Source organism: Cohnella silvisoli (assembly GCF_021190915.1).
In the GTDB taxonomy this organism is placed as follows: Bacteria; Bacillota; Bacilli; order Paenibacillales; family Paenibacillaceae; genus Cohnella; species Cohnella silvisoli.
This window is the reverse complement of record NZ_JAIOAP010000005.1, coordinates 21500-38874: the sequence shown is the minus strand read 5'-3', so window position 1 is coordinate 38874 and position 17375 is coordinate 21500. Positions and strand designations below refer to the sequence as shown.

Here is a 17375-nt window from a genome sequence, read left to right as displayed (position 1 = left end):
CCCTTTCTACTTAAGCAAATCTTTCCACGATGTCATGAAATCATTATATCCTGTTAAGAAGCAATGTTGATAGCGCGATGGACAGATTAAAAAGGCGTATAATCGGGATTTGCTCCTGATTGTACGCCTTATATTTTAGGTGACAAGCTACGTTGTCTTCTTTTCTGTAATAACCGGATATGTCCAGTTAATTCGGAAAAACATCGCCAATTCAACCTAATTAACGGGAGTTATACAGCTAAACTCCCCACCATTTGCGCAGCTTCGACCACAAAGAACGACTTTTGCCGCCTGAATCCTTGTGCTCCCCGGATGACGAGTCAAGACGTGCGCTCATCTCGGTCGGCTCCGTCCCGGACAGGAATGTTTCCAGCACCGGATTAGGGCAATCTGGAGAAGCAAGCAGGTTCGTCGCGGGGTCGATATAAACGCTGACCACGCCTTCCGGCATAGGAAATATTCGCGGAGGCTTTCCTTCCAGGGCAGACTCCGTAAACTGCGCGAATATCGGCGCGGCTCGGTGGGCTTCGCTTGAAGTAATGGACCTTCCCCGGTCGTATCCGATCCATACCGCTGTCGTCAGCTCCGGCGTGTATCCGACGAACCAAGCATCTGAATCCGTCGTGCCCGTCTTTCCCGCAACCGGGCGCTTCAGCATATTCGCTACGCGATGGGCGGTGCCGCCCCGATCGAACACGCTTTCCAACAATTTCGTCGTCACGTATGACAGGGCGGGAGAGAGAACCTGCTCCTCCCGGACATGGGCTTCATACAATACTTTGCCGTTGGAGTCTTGAATGCTCGTTATCGCGATCGGGTCCGATTTACGGCCTTCGTTGGCGAAGACGGAGAATGCGGACGCCATCTCGAAAGGGCTCACGGGAAAAGTGCCAAGAGCTAAGGACGGAACCGCTTTAAGCGACGCGGTAATGCCGAGCTTGCGCGCCATCGCGATGACGGCTTCGGGTCCTACCTGCATGATCGTATTGACGGCATAGATGTTGTCGGAAGACGCAATCGCTTGGCGCAAGCCGATTTCCTCGTTGAAATAGCGATTATTATAGTTGCTGGGACGATAGATCTGACGGTCGTGATCGAAGTAAAACAGAGTAGGCTCGCTACGATAACGGGTTGCGGGGGTTACTGCATGCTGTTCCAAGGCCGAAGCATACATAATCGGCTTAAACGACGAGCCCGGCTGACGAGTATGGGCGAATACGCGATTGAATTGATTGCGGCGGTAACTCCGCCCTCCGACCATCGCTTTAATGTAACCGTTGCGGGGATCGATGGCGATCAATGCCGTTTGCAGCTCGGCGTTTCCGCCCTGCAGCCCTTTTTTGACGGCGGCTTCCGCCATCTTCTGCATCCGCGCGTTAAGGGTTGTACGGATCGTCAAGCCGCCCTCGTTCATGAGCCGCTCGTCCATGCCGAGTTGATCGATGGCGATTTTCTTGACGTAATCAGCGAAGTAGGGAGCCGTGCGATCTTCTTCCTCCGGCAGGGGGCGAACGTTCAAGGGCTTCCTGGCCGCTATCGATGCTTGCCATTGTGTAAGCTGGCCTGTTTCTCGCATCGCTTGGAGTACCTTCCGCTGCCTAGCACGGGCGTCAGACGGATGCAAATGCGGCGAATAATACCGAGGACCTTTAGGGATGCCGGCCAACAAGGCGCTTTCGGCAATGGTAAGGTCTTTCGCGTGCTTGCCGTAATAGAGACGGGACGCCGCTTCGGCGCCGTATGCTCCGTGGCCGTAATAGATTTGGTTCAAGTACAGCTCAAGGATTTCTTCCTTGGAATAGGTCTGCTCCAGCCTAGCGGCGTACCATGCCTCTTTCAGCTTACGCGTCCATGTCCGCTCTTGGGACAAGTAGAGGTTGCGCGCAAGCTGCTGGGTCAACGTGCTCGCCCCTTGCTGCTTGGACATATGCCGCATGTCCACCCATGCCGCGCGCGCGAGGCCGCGCAAATCGACGCCCGAATGTTCGTAGAAGCGACGGTCTTCGACGGCAAGCGTCGCTTTGACCAGCCAGGGGGAAATGTCGGATAGCTTGACGATTTGGCGATTCACGCCCCCTTGGATGGAAGCGATCGCGTGACCTTCGTCATCGAGAATCTGCGTGGATTGCATCGCAGCTCCCGCAGGGAGAGAGCCATAGCGGAGAAATAGACTGCTGGCGATGGCCAAGGCGAACAGGGCGAGCAAAGTTACCCAGCCAAGCCTGCGCCTAAGCTTGTCCCACCGGGAAGAAGGGCGAATTTTCGGTTTGTCATTGCTAGCTGTATCCATGGAGTATGCCCCTTTATATGCCTTTCAGAATAGCGGATCGCGTTATTAAATAGGATGGCTCGGCCGATCTGATGGCGAATGGTGCTGATGCAAAGGGAAAGGTTTACTAGCTAGTATGGAAAAGGAAGGCAGAGGATATTCCTTGCGTCAACGAGGGGGTTTGTAAAGGCGGGGTTAAATTACGCGTCCAACTGTTGCATTTTGGCGTTGATTTTATATAATACATCTAGTTTGGTACAATGTATCGGTAACATTTTAGCTGAAAAGAAAGTAGGGGTTATATGTCTTCCATGGAATTGTGGTATACGGAAAAACAAACCGAGAACTTCGGTATTACGATGAAAATCAAACAAACGATGGTGCACGAACAAACGGATTTCCAAGAGCTTGCGATGATCGAGACGGAAGAGTACGGCAACATGCTGGTGCTGGACGGAATGGTCATGACGACGGTTAAGGACGAATTCGTCTACCACGAAATGGTGGCGCATCCGGCGCTGTTTACCCACCCGAACCCTGAGAACGTGCTCGTAGTTGGCGGCGGCGACGGCGGCGTTATTCGTGAAATCCTTAAACATCCTAAGGTGAAGAAAGCGGTGCTCGTCGATATCGACGGTAAAGTAATCGAGTATTCCAAGAAATATTTGCCTTCCATCGCCGGTAAATTGGAAGATCCTCGCGTCGAGGTCATCGTTAACGATGGCTACATGCATATTCATGACCATAAGAATACTTACGACGTAATCATGGTGGATTCCACCGAACCGGTCGGACCTGCCGTGAACCTGTTCACCAAAGGCTTCTATCAAGGCATTTACGATGCGTTAAAAGAAGACGGAATTTTCGTCGCGCAAACGGATAATCCGTGGTTCAAAGCGGACTTGATCCAAAGCGTGAACCGCGACGTGAAAGAAGTATTCAGCATCGTTCGTGTGTACATCGCGAACATTCCGACTTACCCGAGCGGTCTATGGACATTCACGATGGGCAGCAAGAAATACGATCCGCTAGCCGTGGACGAGAGCGCGATTCCGGAAATCGATACGAAATATTACACGCCTCGCCTGCACAAAGCGGCGTTCGTGCTTCCTAAGTTTGTCGAAGATTTGACCAAATAAGGAGATCCAACATGCGTTTAAATCAAGCTTACTCCGGCAATGTGTTCATCTGCAGTTCAGACGACTATGCGGCTTCTAAAGCCGTTATTTACGGAATGCCGATGGATTATACCGTATCCTTCCGTCCCGGCTCCAGATTCGGCCCGGGCCGAATTCGCGAAGCATCCGTCGGATTGGAAGAATACAGCCCTTACTTGGATCGCAGCATCGTCGATCTCGCCTATTTCGACGCCGGCGACCTTATGCTGCCTTTCGGCAACGCGGCGAAGAGCCTCGACATCATCGGGGATTTCGTCCGCGGAGTGCTGGCGGACGGCAAGATCCCCGTCGGCCTTGGCGGAGAGCATCTTGTCAGCTGGCCGGTTATCCAAGAGGTTTACAAGAAGTATCCCGATCTCGCGATTATTCATTTTGACGCTCATACCGATTTGCGCGAAGAGTACGAGGGAGAGCCGCTTTCCCACTCCACGCCGCTTCGCAAGGCTGCGGAACTGATGGGTCCGTCGAATATTTATCAATTCGGAATCCGTTCGGGCTCCAAGGAAGATTGGACGTACGCCCAACAATCGGGAATTCACTTCCATCCGTTCGAGGTGGCCGAACCTTTAAAGCGCGAGCTTCCTTCACTCGAAGGTCGCCCGGTTTACGTGACGATCGATATCGACGTTCTTGACCCGTCCGCCGCTCCTGGTACAGGGACGACAGAAGCTGGAGGGATTACCTCCAAGGAGCTGCTCGAAGCGGTTCACGCCATTGCCCGTTCCGGCGTGAACGTCGTCGGCTTCGATCTCGTCGAGGTAGCGCCGATCTACGATCCTACGGAAATGACGCCGATCGTCGCCTCGAAGATCATTCGGGAAATGCTGCTAGGTTTTGTTAAGTAATATGACACAATAAATCCGGAAAGCCGTTGTCAACCGCTCATAAGCGGGGGGCAAGGGCTTTTTTTGCACATATAATAACAAAATATTCAGTTTTTTTACATCGTAAAACATATTACATTACATTTGTGTTACAATAGCTGCCATATACATAGATAAGCATTCATTGGACGCGGGGTGGGAGCATGTTTGGATGGTTGGGATGGAAGCAAGGTTTGCCGTTATGGTGGTCTTATCGATTGAATAAGCAACTAAAGGAAGATGTCGAGAACATTTTCGAAGGAATTGCCGAAACCCGCGTGAACGTACTCAAAGATTGGACGGGAGAGTATTGGAGGCATTTGGAGCGGCTGCTCGAACAGATGAATTCAATCGAATCGGCGGCAACACAAGCCAACAGAACGAGCGCCGGCAACGGTTACCCGGAAGCGTGGAATCGACTGTTCGCCGCAACCTTTTCAAGAGCATCGGATTTAACCGAAATCTTCGTGCTCGATTCTAACGGAGCGGTCAGCTATTCTACCCATTCCCCTCATCTCGGTCGCGAATATGCTTCAGGCTCGCTATTGTCCGCCGGCTTGGATTATTCCCGTGGAGATGGAAGGGAGAGCCGTAAATGCTTATTCGGTCCCTATGCGGATCCGATGACGCTTCAGACAGGTTCGCGTTCTTCCCCGTTCCATGACAAAATGACGCTGTTATTCATCCATCCGATCATGAAAGAAGGAGTATGGTCCGGCGCGCTTTGTGCCCGTGTTCCCAACGACGTAATCGGGGATATGATTCAGAGGGAGTCCGGCCACGTCTATCCGGATTCCGGCGACAATTACATTTTCATGGCCAAACCCGGGCTTAATAAACAGATCGCTCCAGGAACGGCGCTGTCCCGCAGTCGGTTCGAAGACAGGACGTTCACGCATGGCGAAAATCTGAAGGACGGAGTAACGACGGATTGGGGAGTCGTGTCTGTCAAAGACCATACGGAATTGGAGCTTATGTTCACGGATCCGGCTACTGGCGAGCTGCATCCGGGAGTTGCCAGCACCATCCGCAACGGCAGCAACCTGTTCGTGGAATTTCCCGGCTATTCCGATTACAGGCATATTCCCGTCATCGGCAAAGGCGTCACCTTCCAACTGCCTCATTGTCCGGACGTTTGGGGCATGATGTGCGAAGGGGATCTGGAGGAGGTTTACCGTGTTCGGGGAATCGCTTGGCGACAATTCCGTCCCCATGCTTTGCTTGTGGGGGGCTTCGGTATCGTATCCGCGATATTGCTGTTTCTAATAGCCGAACGGTTTTCTTCCTTAACGATTGCATTGGGCGCCTTAGCGTTTAATCTGATATTCGGTTTATTCATTGTCAGTTCATTGCATCGGCGCAGCAGTAGAAGAATCGTCCGTCCGATCCGGAAAATCAACCGATTTATTCGAATTAATGCGGAGGGCAAAGGGGATCTTACCCAGCGGCTTGATACGGGAGAATTCGACGACGATGAAACCCGCGAGCTCGCCAAGTGGATCAATAATATGATCGACTCGTTGGAAGGCATCATGCTTAAGGTTAAGCTGGCGGCAGGCGACGTGTCTTCCAGTCAGCAGCTTCTGAACGAATCGACGGTAACGACCGCAGCCTCGACGGAGCGCGTAAGCGGTAAAGTTCACGATATGCTGCGCAGTATCCGGCGGCAGCTTAAAGACATCGACGTCGCCAAGGATGTAGCGGACGAGATGCGTCAAACGCTTCTCATGCTCGAGGAGAAAGCATCGCAACAAATTACGATTGCCCAGGGCGAGGTGGAGCGAATCGGGGATAAAATGTCCCAGATTTCCACCCGCGTCGCCGACACCAACAAAACGATACGCGTCTTCATGGATACGGCCAACGAGATCCGCGGCGTCCTGAACGTCATTGAAGAAATATCTTCGCAGACGAACTTGCTCGCGCTTAACGCGGCCATTGAAGCGGCCCGGGTTGGCGAACACGGCAAAGGTTTCGCTGTTGTCGCCACCGAAATCCGCAAGCTGGCCGACATGACGCGAATGTCTACGGAGGAAGTTCACGGTTTCGTTGAGAAAATATCGATGCACGCCCAAGAAGCCTACTCCTCCATTATGGAAGGAACAAGGGTTGTGACAGAAGGTACCGAGCTTGTGGCGGCGGCAACGGAAACGTTGGGAGACGCGAAAGCCGACGATTCCCTCAAAACCCAAGTCATCGACGAGGTCGTCGTTCTGATGGAGAAGGTTGCTGCCGTCAGCATGGAGAATCGCACGATATCTACCGAGGTGGAAGGCAGGGTTCAAGAGCTGCTCACCGATATCGTGAACGTCCGGCACACGTCGAACAACGTAGAGGCTATCACCGCGTTCATGCAACAGCTCGTCGGCCAGTTCCGGCTTACCGAGACGCGCAAGAGATAAATAGGGATGTCGGGCGGGATTGAAGAAGGGAGATACGACCTCTATAATGGGAATCGCGGTGTGTTCCGATATGTGAACACCTAACAATTATTGGAGGGATGCAGAATGACCTTGATGAGAGCTCTTGTCGTGGAAGGCCCCGAGAATGCTGTTATCCGCGAGGTTCCTATTCCGCGGGCGAACAATGGCGAGATCGTCGTTCAGGTCAGAAGGGCGGGCATCTGCGGAACGGACCTTCACATTTATAAAGGTGAGTATTTGTCTCCCTATCCGATCATTCCCGGGCATGAGTTTGCCGGTGTCGTTCATGAGATTGGAGAGGGAGTCGAAGGCTTTCGTGCCGGGGACCGTGTCAGTGCCGATCCTAACCTCTCGTGTGGCCGCTGCCGCTTCTGTATGTCAGACCGAGCGAACCATTGCGAGCGCTGGAATGCGATAGGCGTAACCTTGCCTGGCGCGATGGCGGAGTATGTGGCCGTGCCCGCGGAGGTTGCTGCAAAATTGCCCGATTCGTTATCCTTTGCGCAAGGGGCATTCATCGAACCTGTCGCATGCGTCGTACAGGCTTTGAATCGGCTCAGCCCTAGGACGGGAGATCGTGCGCTGTTATTTGGCGCGGGTGCGATGGGTCAACAATGGGTGCAGGCATTGGCTAGGTCGGGCGTTTCCGAATTGGTCGTTATCGATCTTGCGGAGGAGAAGCTTGCGCTTGCCCTCCAATGGGGGGCGACAAGGGTTATTAGTGCCAGTTCAGCCGCGGAAGTCTTGAGTGAACGGACCGGAAAAGACGGATTCGATATCGTCATCGATACGACCGGAGTGCCCCAGGTGATCGAAAACTCGTTTCAATATATCGGACCGTGCGGCCGATTCGTTCAGTTCGGCGTAACCAAAGAAGATGCTTCCGTTAGTCTTCCAACGTTCGATCTTTACCAACGCGAATGGACGCTGATCGGTTCCATGGCGCTTAACCATACTTTTGCGCCGGCGCTTGCTTGGCTCGAAGCCGGCCGGATCTGCACGGAGCATCTCGTTACCCGCGAGCTAACGCTCGAAGGAGCCTTACGCTATTTTCAGGGTGACCGTTTGCCGGGTGATATGAAAGTGCAGATTTCATTCGAATAGACGATTTCAGCGAATAGGAGGCTGTTTGATAAGTCGATGACTTATGGCAGCCTCTTTGCCGCGTTTAAATTCCTGAAGAGCCCCGCTACATCTCCCTGGGAGCCTTGATCCCGAGCAAACCTAGTCCCTGTTTTAATACATTCGCAACAGCGGCGGCCAGGCTTAGCTTTGAACATACTTCGGCTTCATCGGCGTCATCCTTGACGATTTTTCCAGAATTGTAGAACCGATTGAAGTCTTTGGCCAAATCCAGCAGGAATCTAGCAATGACGAATGGCTCGTTGTCCTTAACGGCCTCGTGCAATGTAGATTCATAACGAGACAATGTCTTCAAGCATTCCCAAGCCGAATCCGACGAGAGGTGCGCTCCGTCTACAATAAACCTGCCCCGTAGCGCTCCATAATTGCCTCTCCTGAGCAAAGTACATATCCGCGCGTGGGTATATTGAAGGTAGGGCCCTGTTTCCCCGTCAAAACTGACGGCATCCTCCATATTGAAGTCCACGGAAAGTTGGCGATGATGCTTCAGATCACCGAAAATAACCGCACCCACTCCGACGGCTTCCGCCACCTTTTCCTTGTCCGGGAGCTCAGGGCTTTTCTCGTTGATGATCTGCAACGCGCTCGCGACGGCTTCGTCCAGTACCTCCTCCAAAAATACGACCTTGCCCTTGCGGGTGGACATTTTCTTCCCATTGAAAGTCATGAGGCCGAACGGTACATGTTGGCACTGTTCCGACCATGCATATCCCATTTTGTCCAGAACGGAGAATACCTGCTGGAAGTGCAGGCTTTGCTCAGCGCCAACGACGTATAATATGGAGTCGGCCTGTAAAACCTGCTTTCGGTATAAAGCAGTAGCGAGATCGCGAACCGCATAGATGGTCGAGCCGTCCTTCTTGAGAATGAGGCATGGCGGGAGCTCCTTCTCATCTAATCGGACGATTTGCGCGCCATCGCTTTCTTCCAGCAGCTCTTTCTCTCGAAGCTGACTAACAACGGCATCGATTTTGTCGTTGTAGAAGCTTTCTCCGGTGTAATGATCGAAGCTCACGCCAAGGCGTTCATATACCTTATGAAATTCCTTCATACTCTCATCTACGAAGTATTGCCATAGCTCAAGGGTTACCGGATCGCCGCGCTCCAGCAGCGCGAATGCCTCCCTAGCTTCGTCCTCTAGTTCGGGTTCCAGATCGGTTTCTTCATGGAACTTCACATATAGTCTTAAGCTTTCCTTGATTGGTTCCTGCTGAAGGGTTTCAAGGCTACCCCATCTTTTATAAGCAACGATAAGCTTGCCGAACTGAGTTCCCCAATCTCCTAAATGATTCACATTTACGACTTCGTGACCAGTGACGCGGTAAAGGTTCACGAGGGCATTGCCGATCATTGTAGAGCGAAGATGGCCGATGCCGAACGGCTTGGCGATATTGGGCGACGACATGTCTACGAGGACGCATATCCCTGATCCGAGATTGGAATGTCCATAGTTTTCTTCGGATGCCATCGCGACAAAGTCGCTTTTCCAGTGGTCAGCTTGAAAGAAAAGATTCAGGTACCCTCCGATTGCCATTGCGTGGATCTCCGTCTGGTCTGCGTTGATGCGTTCGGCGATTTGTTCCGCGATCTTCTGAGGGGCTTGGCGCAGTTGTTTCGCGAACGTAAAGCAAGGCAAAGAAACGTCGCCCATTTCCTTCTGCGGCGGATACTCGAGCTTATCGAACAGTTCCGCAGGAGATACAGACAGATAAGGTGCCACTAACGAGGACGCGCTTTTCATTAACATAACGGAGACCCTCCCTGTAAAATAAACCGAATTCGTTGCGTGCTTGACTGGTTTAAATATAAAAATCCCCCGTCTCATAAGAGACGGAGGATGATTCCGCGGTACCACTCTTTTGGCATTCCCAAAGGGAATCCACTCATAAGGTTAACGGCATGCCGCCGGATTTCCCTACTCCATGTTCAGGAAATCAACTCCCGAGTGCGCTTCGCCCATAACCCGTGCCGGCTTCCACCTACCCGACTCGCTGACATACCGGAATTTATGGGGTACTCTCTCGTTCATCGTCGTTATTAATTATTTTACCCATTATAGCCATCCCGACCGTTCCCATACAACCCCTAAATTCAAGATTTGAATTGACCAACCGATCTGTATATAGTATTAACAAGAGTAAAGGGATTGGGAGAGGGAACTATGCCGGACAAACGGAGCGTGACCGTAGGCTTCCAAAGCTGGCAGCAGGAAGGCGTTCAGCGGTCCACTATGCAAGGGGAATTATACCGGCTGCAGACCGGTTGGACGCTGATTTATCGGGAGCCGCCTGACGAGAACGGCCTCGAAACGATGAACACCCTGTTTGTCCACGAGAAGGAGCTGCGGCTTAGGCGGCGGGGGACAATCTTCTTCGAGCAGAGCTTTCGCCAAGGCGATGCCTTGCCGGGGAAGATGGAAACGCCTTATGGCCCTCATGATGTAGAAGCTTTAACGTCTCAGTTGGTCATTGATCTATCAGAGTCCGGGGGCGTTATTGAATGGAAATATGACTTGCTTATGCAGGATCAACCGGTCGGAAGCTTTCATATCCGGCTCGATATTCGGGAGGAACAAGCGGGATGAGCGTATTAGAACAATTGCAGGTTGCCGTTAAAGAAGCGCTTGCTGATGCAGTAATGGAAGCGGGACTCATTACGTCTAAGGATGAACTGCCAACGATCACGCTAGAAGTGCCAAAGGACAAAACTCATGGCGACCTAGCGACGAACTTAGCCATGCAACTGACGAAGATCGCAAAGAAGAACCCTAGGCAAATCGCGGAAGCCATTATAGAGAAATTAGGCACGGGCCGAGCATCTATTCAATCTGCCGAAATCGCAGGGCCGGGATTCATCAACTTCAAGCTGGACAAGAGTTACCTGTATCCGATCATTGGAGAAGTGCTGACCCAAGGAAGTCAATATGGGGAAGTCCAAGCCGGCCAAGGGAAAAAGGTTCAAGTCGAATTCGTCAGCGCTAACCCGACGGGCAGTCTTCACTTGGGCCACGCTCGCGGGGCGGCTGTAGGTGACGCATTGTGCAACGTTTTATCGACGGCTGGTTATAAAGTTACTCGCGAGTACTACATTAATGATGCGGGCAATCAGGTGAACAATTTAGCGAAATCTATCGAAGCTAGATATCGTCAAACATTAGGGCAAACGGTCGAAATGCCGGAGGATGGCTATCATGGCGAGGATATTGTCGGATTTGCCCAAGAGCTGGCGGAGCAAGAAGGCGATCGGTTACTTTCCTTGAGCGACGACGAGCGCTTCGACTTTTTCCGCACCTATGGACTCGAGAAGGAATTGGCGAAAATAAAACGGGATCTCGCTCGTTTCGGCGTGCAGTTCGACGAGTGGTACAGCGAATCGTCATTATACGAGAATGATCAAGTAACCGTCGTGCTAGACGCTCTAAAGGCCCAAGGCCATGTTTACGAGCTGGATGGCGCCGTGTGGCTTTCGTCCACTACGTTCGGCGACGACAAAGACAGGGTTCTCGTCAAGAATGACGGGAGCTATACGTATTTAACCCCCGACGCTGCCTATCATATGGGTAAGTACGCACGCGGTTACGATCAGATGATTAACATTTGGGGGGCGGACCATCACGGTTATATTCCTCGGATGAAAGCGGCTATGGCCGCGCTTGGCAACGACCCGGACAAGCTTACGGTGCTCATCGCCCAGATGGTCAGCCTGTTCCAGAACGGCGAGAAGGTGAAGATGTCCAAGCGGACGGGCAAAGCGGTCACGATGGAAGATCTCATGGATGAAGTCGGCGTTGACGCTATCCGTTATTTCTTCACGATGCGGAGCATGGATTCCCACCTGGATTTCGACATGGATCTGGCGGTATCCAAATCCAACGAGAATCCTGTATTTTACGTACAGTATGCCCACGCGCGCATTTGCAGCATTTTCCGTCAGGCGGAAGAGCAAGGAATCGCGGTTCTGCCATGGCAGGAGGCAGCGATTTCGCGTTTGAATACGGAGCAAGAATTCGATTTACTGAGGAAAATAGGCGAGCTGCCCGAGACGATTGCGGAAGCCGCGCGAATCTATGCACCTCATACGATAATCCGTTACGTTTATGAGCTGGCCTCGCAATTCCATAGCTATTACAAGGCGGAGCGGGTCATTACGGAAGATATGGAGCAAAGCCAAGCTCGCCTTCAACTGTTAGCCGCATTGAAAGTCACTCTCGCCAACACGCTCGCCCTCGTCGGGGTATCGGCGCCGGACAAAATGTAAGCTCAGAGAAGGTCGGCGGCTTTAATCATGCGCATCACATTCAGCTCTCCGGCCATCCGGGGAGCTTTGCTGTTTCGCAACGGCTTTGCTGATTTCTTGATGATGGATTTAATTTGCGCGGGCGTCAGCCCTGGCTTCAGCCCAAGCAGCAGGGCAACTGCGCCGGTCACATGGGAAGTGGCCATGGAAGTGCCGCTCATCTCTCGATGTTTGCCTCTTAACCAGGCGGATACGACATGTTCTCCGGGAGCATAGATGTCGATAAGGCCGCTGCGATTTGTGAACGTCGCGATTCGGCTTTGTTGGGTTGTGGCGCCGACGGCAATGGTCTGGTTGTAGCGTGCGGGGTAATCGATGTCCCCGATACTGCCATCGTTACCGGATGAGGCGACGATTAACACGCCGGAGCGGTACGCGTTATTCACCGCGTTCAACAGCGATTTGCTTCTTGTCTTCATACCGAAGCTCATGTTGACTACATTCATCTGATTGCGGATGCACCATTCTATGCCTAAGATGATGTCCGATACATAAGCCGTTCCGTTGTAGTCGAAAGCTTTGACAGGGTAGATCGTCGCACGAGGAGCTACGCCGATCATACCTTGCAGCTCATTCGCCGCGGCAATCGTTCCGGAAATATGCGTGCCGTGACCATTATCGTCTTGTGGCAACGCCAGACGGTGAAGCAGGTTAATGCCGCGTCCCAAAGAGTGTCGCAGGTCGGGATGGCCGAAGTCTACTCCCGTATCGATGACGCCGACTTTGACGCCATGACCGGTCGTACGGCTCCAAGCTTGCGGGGCCTGAATGTGCTTAACGCCCCAAGGGATGCCTTTATCGGTTACGAGCGACCCTTTGGATAATGCGTGCATACGCACGGGAGTATCTTCCTCCCACTGCATCTTGCTGTTTAGCGAAAAAGGTAAACCCCGGTCGGGAGAAGGGCAAGAAATGGCTTGAATGATGCCTAATTGCCTAACGCCCTTGAGGCTTTCGCAGCGAGGGCGATTGGTCCGCAATTCGTGCAGGAACTTCTCATAATCTCCGGGATTCAAGAAACGAAGAATGCCCCGTTGCCCGCGTTCATGTGCGGAGCAAGGGGAGTCTTGGAGCCACTCCACGATTTCACTTGCATCCAATGCAGGTTCCCTCCCGGACGAAAGTGCAGGCAAAGCGGGCACAGATTACGCTCGCTCAACTGCCGTGTCCTCTACTGTATGAGGGGGAACCAATAAAAGCTTGGGAAACGGGCCTTTTTTGGCAGGAAATAGGCGGCGTTCCGTGTCATTTCCGAGCTTCTGACATAGGATGAATGGAGAGTTTCCCGGCGAGACTCTTGGTCATGCCGGTTCCTCCGCCCGCGGAGCGGCCGGGAAGGGATACAGTCGAAAAGCGAAGGTGATGTCCAACAGGGACACTCCTTCGCTTTTTCGCGCCGCAAAATAAAATCATGAAAAGTATGTTTCCGCGGCTTGCATTTTTATGTAAAATACGGTTTACTAAAGGATGATAAATCAACGTGAAGGTTTTTACCGGTTCACATACAGAGAGGATGGAAGTCACGTGAGCGCCGACTACGTGCTGAAACTCGACTCCGAGAAAATTCGCGAAATGCCAATGGTTGACCTTGCTTATGAATTGCTCAAGTCTGCTAACACCCCGTTTTACTATCGCGATCTTATGATTGAAATTGCTAAGATGCGCGGCCTTTCCGACAGCCAGGTTACGGATGTTATTGCCCAACTGTATACGGAAATCAATATCGATGGACGATTTGCATGCGTTGGAGGCAATGTTTGGGGCCTCAAGCGCTGGTACCCTGTGGAGCGCTCCGATGATCCAATGAACGGCGGAGCTAAACGTCCGCGCATCATTAACGATGATGACGATGAAGACGATGACGATCTGTACGGCGAGGAAGAGGATACTCCATCCCCGGACGACGAAACTTACGATCTCTTCGACGAAGAGCGCGAGGAAGTATTCGAAGAGGGCGAAGAAGCGGCCGAAGCCGATGAGGAAGTGATCATCGAAGAGGACGACGCTGAAATCGAGGAAGATCTCGACGTGAAAGACGGAGACGACGATGACGAGTTTGACGACGATGAGGACGACGACTCGGCAGATGATGAAGACGAAGACGAAAAATAATAGCGCAATATAAACGTATGCCGCCGTCCTATGGACGGCGCAGCCGTTTTACTTGACACCGCCGATTCGAGACGGTAAACTTATGCTTGGGCTTTAGAAGTGAGTTTTTCCATAGCATAGGAATTTGAAAAGTGCCCCCATTTATTGGGTGACACTTTTTTGTTTTTTTGCCCTTTTTTTATTGGGGAAACACGCGAATATAGGTAACGATAATGAGGATGCCGCAGCGCATGTGGTGGGAGGTTTCGTACAGGGTGACCAAATATATTTTTGTAACAGGCGGTGTCGTATCATCGCTCGGTAAGGGCATAACCGCCGCTTCGCTTGGCCGTTTGCTTAAGAATCGCGGACTTAAGGTGACCATTCAGAAATTCGATCCTTATATCAACGTCGATCCGGGGACGATGAGTCCTTATCAGCACGGGGAAGTATTCGTGACCGATGACGGTGCGGAGACCGATCTGGACTTGGGACATTACGAGCGGTTTATCGACATTAATCTTTCGAAGAACAGCAACGTGACGACGGGTAAAATTTACTCGACGGTCATTAGCAAAGAGCGCCGTGGAGAATATCTGGGCGGAACGGTACAAGTTATTCCGCATATTACGAATGAAATCAAAGACCGCGTATTCCGTGCGGGCAAAGAAGCCGGTTCCGACGTAGTTATCACGGAAATCGGCGGTACCGTCGGCGATATCGAGAGTTTACCGTTTCTGGAAGCGATTCGTCAGATCAAAAGCGACATCGGCCGCGAGAACGTCATGTACATCCATGTAACGCTTATCCCCTACATTAAGGCTGCCGGCGAAGTGAAAACGAAACCGACGCAGCATAGCGTAAAGGAATTGCGCAGCATCGGGATACAGCCGAACATGATCGTATGTCGCACGGAATATCCGCTTGCCGATGATCTGAAGCGCAAGATCGCGTTGTTCTGCGATATCGATGCCAATGCGGTTATCGAATGCCGCGACGCTCCGACGTTATATGAAGTGCCTCTTAATCTTCGCGAACAAGGCTTAGACGATTATGTCGTCAAGCATTTGAACCTGGCGGTCGGTGCGCCGGATATGACCGAATGGGAAGCTCTCGTTTCCCGAGTAAAGTCGCTTAAGAAAACAACGGAAATCGCAATCGTCGGCAAATACGTTGCCCTGCATGACGCATACCTAAGTATTGTCGAATCTCTTGCCCATGCGGGCATCGATGCCGATGCGGAAGTGAAGATCCGTTGGGTAAACGCGGAGGAGATTACTCCGGGCAACGTGGACGAACATCTGGGCGGCATTCAAGGCATTCTCGTTCCGGGGGGCTTCGGGGATCGGGGAATCGAAGGTAAAATCGCCGCGATTCGCTATTCTCGCGAAAAAGGGATTCCGTTCTTCGGCATCTGCCTCGGAATGCAAGTCGCGGTTGTCGAGTATGCCCGCGCCATGGCAGGACTGGACGGTGCGAACAGCTCCGAGATCCATCCTGCGACACCATATCCGGTCATTGATCTTCTTCCTGAGCAGAAGGATATCGAGGATCTTGGCGGCACGATGCGCCTAGGCTTGTATCCTTGTAAGCTAGTACCGGGAAGTCTTGCGGCCGAATGTTACGGCGACGAACTCGTTTACGAGCGTCATCGTCACCGGTATGAGTTTAACAACGAATATCGCGAGCGTATTGAATTGGCGGGCTTGCGCATTTCCGGTACTTCGCCGGATGGCCGCCTAGTCGAGATGATCGAGCTTCCGGGTCATCCGTGGTTCCTTGCGGTGCAATTTCACCCGGAATTTACTTCTCGCCCGAATCGCCCGCAGCCATTGTTCCGGGAGTTCGTGAAGGCGTCCATTCGCCAGTCAGAAGGTTAATCGAAATTTTTTTCATTCCACCGTTTCGGCTCTGCGCCGGAGCGGTTTTTTGTACGTTGAAAAGTAGAAAATACGAGCTTCGAGGGTATCATCGCCGTTTGGGCAGTTTTTTGGCCTTGGCGAAGCCGCAACGCTGCGGTTCAAGGTAGTGAGGGCAGTTTTTTGGCCTTGGCGAAGCCGCAACGCTGGGATTCAAGGTGGTGAGGGCAGTTTTTTGGCCTTGGTAACATATCGTAGTGGAATTAACGAAGGAACCCAGATTTTGACGCTTAACCATTCGAATCCCACGAACCAGAGAACTCCAAACTACCCAAACGCTCCCTGCCCATAGTCGAATAAACCGACCTTGGCGAGCGCAAACCCAAACACTCTCTGCCCATAGTCGGATAAACCGACTATAGCGAGCACAAACCCAGAAACCCCCTGCCCATAGTCGATATAACCGACTATAGCGAGCGCAAGCCCAAACACTCTCTGCCCATAGTCGAATAAACCGACTTTAGCGAACACAAACCCAAACACTCCCTGCCCATAGTCGAATAAACTGACTATAGCGAACACAAACCCAAACACCCCCTGCCCATAGTCGAATAAACCGACTATGGCGAGCACAAACCCCCACATTTTTGTCGAGCTAGTGCAATACTTTTGGTAACTGGATGATTGAGTGTCGTTTACATTGGTGAATAATATATATTAAAGCTCCTCTTCATAATTTTTACATGGAAAGAGAAGGAATTTGTACTCCGAGTCACGAATAAGGCTACAATGGTGATTCGGGGGGATGAGCTCGTGGATAAGAAGAGATTGTTGATTGTTGATGATCAAGTGGGCATCCGGATATTGCTATTGGAAGTTTTTGCGACGGAAGGCTATGACACCTTCCAAGCGGCGAATGGACGAGCGGCATTGGACATCGTAAAGAACCACCGTCCCGATCTTGTGCTTCTCGACATGAAAATACCCGGAATGGATGGTTTGGAAATTCTCAAGCAGATCAAGGAATATGACCGCGGAATCAAGGTCATCATGATGACGGCTTACGGCGAATTGGACATGATTAAGGAAGCTACCGATTTAGGCGCGCTGATGCACTTCACGAAACCGTTCGATATTGACGAGATGAGACTTGCCGTTAATATGCAGATGGGAGAAGGCTCGAATCCGCGTTCCGCAACCGGTTCATAAAAGCGTCTTCAATCTGACTAACGCCGCTCCAGAGCGGGAAACAT

General features: G+C 51.9%; 13 protein-coding genes and 1 other annotated feature. Of the genes, 9 read left to right on the top strand and 4 right to left on the bottom strand.

The window, feature by feature from the left end; genetic code table 11:
- Positions 1-238: 238 nt before the first annotated feature.
- Positions 239-2290, bottom strand: a complete 2052-nt coding sequence (locus K7P76_RS11355) for a transglycosylase domain-containing protein (RefSeq protein ID WP_232185415.1) — start codon at positions 2288-2290, stop codon at positions 239-241.
- Positions 2291-2580: 290 nt separating this feature from the next.
- Between K7P76_RS11355 and speE the strand changes: the two genes are divergently transcribed.
- From speE to K7P76_RS11335, 4 genes are all read left to right on the top strand, one after another.
- Positions 2581-3408: a polyamine aminopropyltransferase gene (gene speE, locus K7P76_RS11350; RefSeq protein WP_232185414.1), complete on the top strand. Its 828-nt coding sequence runs from the start codon at positions 2581-2583 to the stop codon at positions 3406-3408.
- Positions 3409-3419: 11 nt separating this feature from the next.
- Complete coding sequence (gene speB / locus K7P76_RS11345; protein WP_232185413.1) at positions 3420-4292, top strand: agmatinase; 873 nt, start codon at positions 3420-3422, stop codon at positions 4290-4292.
- 182 nt (positions 4293-4474) lie between these two features.
- Entirely contained in the window at positions 4475-6712 is a 2238-nt protein-coding gene (locus K7P76_RS11340; protein WP_232185412.1) for a methyl-accepting chemotaxis protein, read from the top strand.
- A 105-nt stretch (positions 6713-6817) separates the two neighbouring features.
- Positions 6818-7837, top strand: coding sequence for a zinc-dependent alcohol dehydrogenase family protein (locus K7P76_RS11335; RefSeq protein WP_232185411.1), 1020 nt, complete (start codon positions 6818-6820; stop codon positions 7835-7837).
- 85 nt (positions 7838-7922) lie between these two features.
- Here K7P76_RS11335 and argS (K7P76_RS11330) read toward each other — a convergent pair whose 3' ends face one another.
- A complete protein-coding gene (argS, locus tag K7P76_RS11330) occupies positions 7923-9623 on the bottom strand; it encodes an arginine--tRNA ligase (protein WP_232185410.1) in 1701 nt (566 codons plus the stop codon).
- 76 nt (positions 9624-9699) lie between these two features.
- Positions 9700-9914, bottom strand: a binding site (T-box leader).
- A gap of 123 nt (positions 9915-10037) precedes the next feature.
- Here argS (K7P76_RS11330) and K7P76_RS11325 point away from each other — a divergent pair.
- Together K7P76_RS11325 and argS (K7P76_RS11320) are read left to right on the top strand one after the other, a co-directional pair.
- Entirely contained in the window at positions 10038-10460 is a 423-nt protein-coding gene (locus K7P76_RS11325; RefSeq protein WP_232185409.1) for a YwiB family protein, read from the top strand.
- Positions 10457-12133 carry an arginine--tRNA ligase gene (argS, locus tag K7P76_RS11320; RefSeq protein WP_232185408.1) on the top strand — a complete coding sequence of 559 codons (1677 nt, stop codon included), beginning with the start codon at positions 10457-10459 and terminating at the stop codon, positions 12131-12133. The genes K7P76_RS11325 and argS (K7P76_RS11320) overlap by 4 nt, the downstream gene beginning before the upstream one ends.
- Before the next feature lie 2 nt (positions 12134-12135).
- Here argS (K7P76_RS11320) and K7P76_RS11315 read toward each other — a convergent pair whose 3' ends face one another.
- On the bottom strand, positions 12136-13272 hold the full coding sequence (locus K7P76_RS11315) for a S8 family peptidase (RefSeq protein WP_232185407.1): 1137 nt from the start codon (positions 13270-13272) through the stop codon (positions 12136-12138).
- Between the two features lie 424 nt (positions 13273-13696).
- On the opposite strand from K7P76_RS11315, the gene rpoE reads away from it, so the two are divergent.
- The gene (rpoE, locus tag K7P76_RS11310; RefSeq protein ID WP_232185406.1) at positions 13697-14284 is read left to right on the top strand and encodes a DNA-directed RNA polymerase subunit delta; all 588 of its coding nucleotides are present in this window, start codon (positions 13697-13699) and stop codon (positions 14282-14284) included.
- Between the two features lie 254 nt (positions 14285-14538).
- A complete protein-coding gene (pyrG, locus tag K7P76_RS11305) occupies positions 14539-16143 on the top strand; it encodes a CTP synthase (RefSeq protein WP_232185405.1) in 1605 nt (534 codons plus the stop codon).
- Between the two features lie 306 nt (positions 16144-16449).
- On the opposite strand, the gene K7P76_RS11300 is transcribed toward pyrG, so the two are convergent.
- Positions 16450-16704, bottom strand: coding sequence for a hypothetical protein (locus K7P76_RS11300; protein ID WP_232185404.1), 255 nt, complete (start codon positions 16702-16704; stop codon positions 16450-16452).
- A 207-nt stretch (positions 16705-16911) separates the two neighbouring features.
- Here K7P76_RS11300 and K7P76_RS11295 point away from each other — a divergent pair, with 207 nt between their 5' ends.
- A complete protein-coding gene (locus K7P76_RS11295) occupies positions 16912-17331 on the top strand; it encodes a response regulator (RefSeq protein WP_373692375.1) in 420 nt (139 codons plus the stop codon).
- Positions 17332-17375 lie beyond the last annotated feature (44 nt).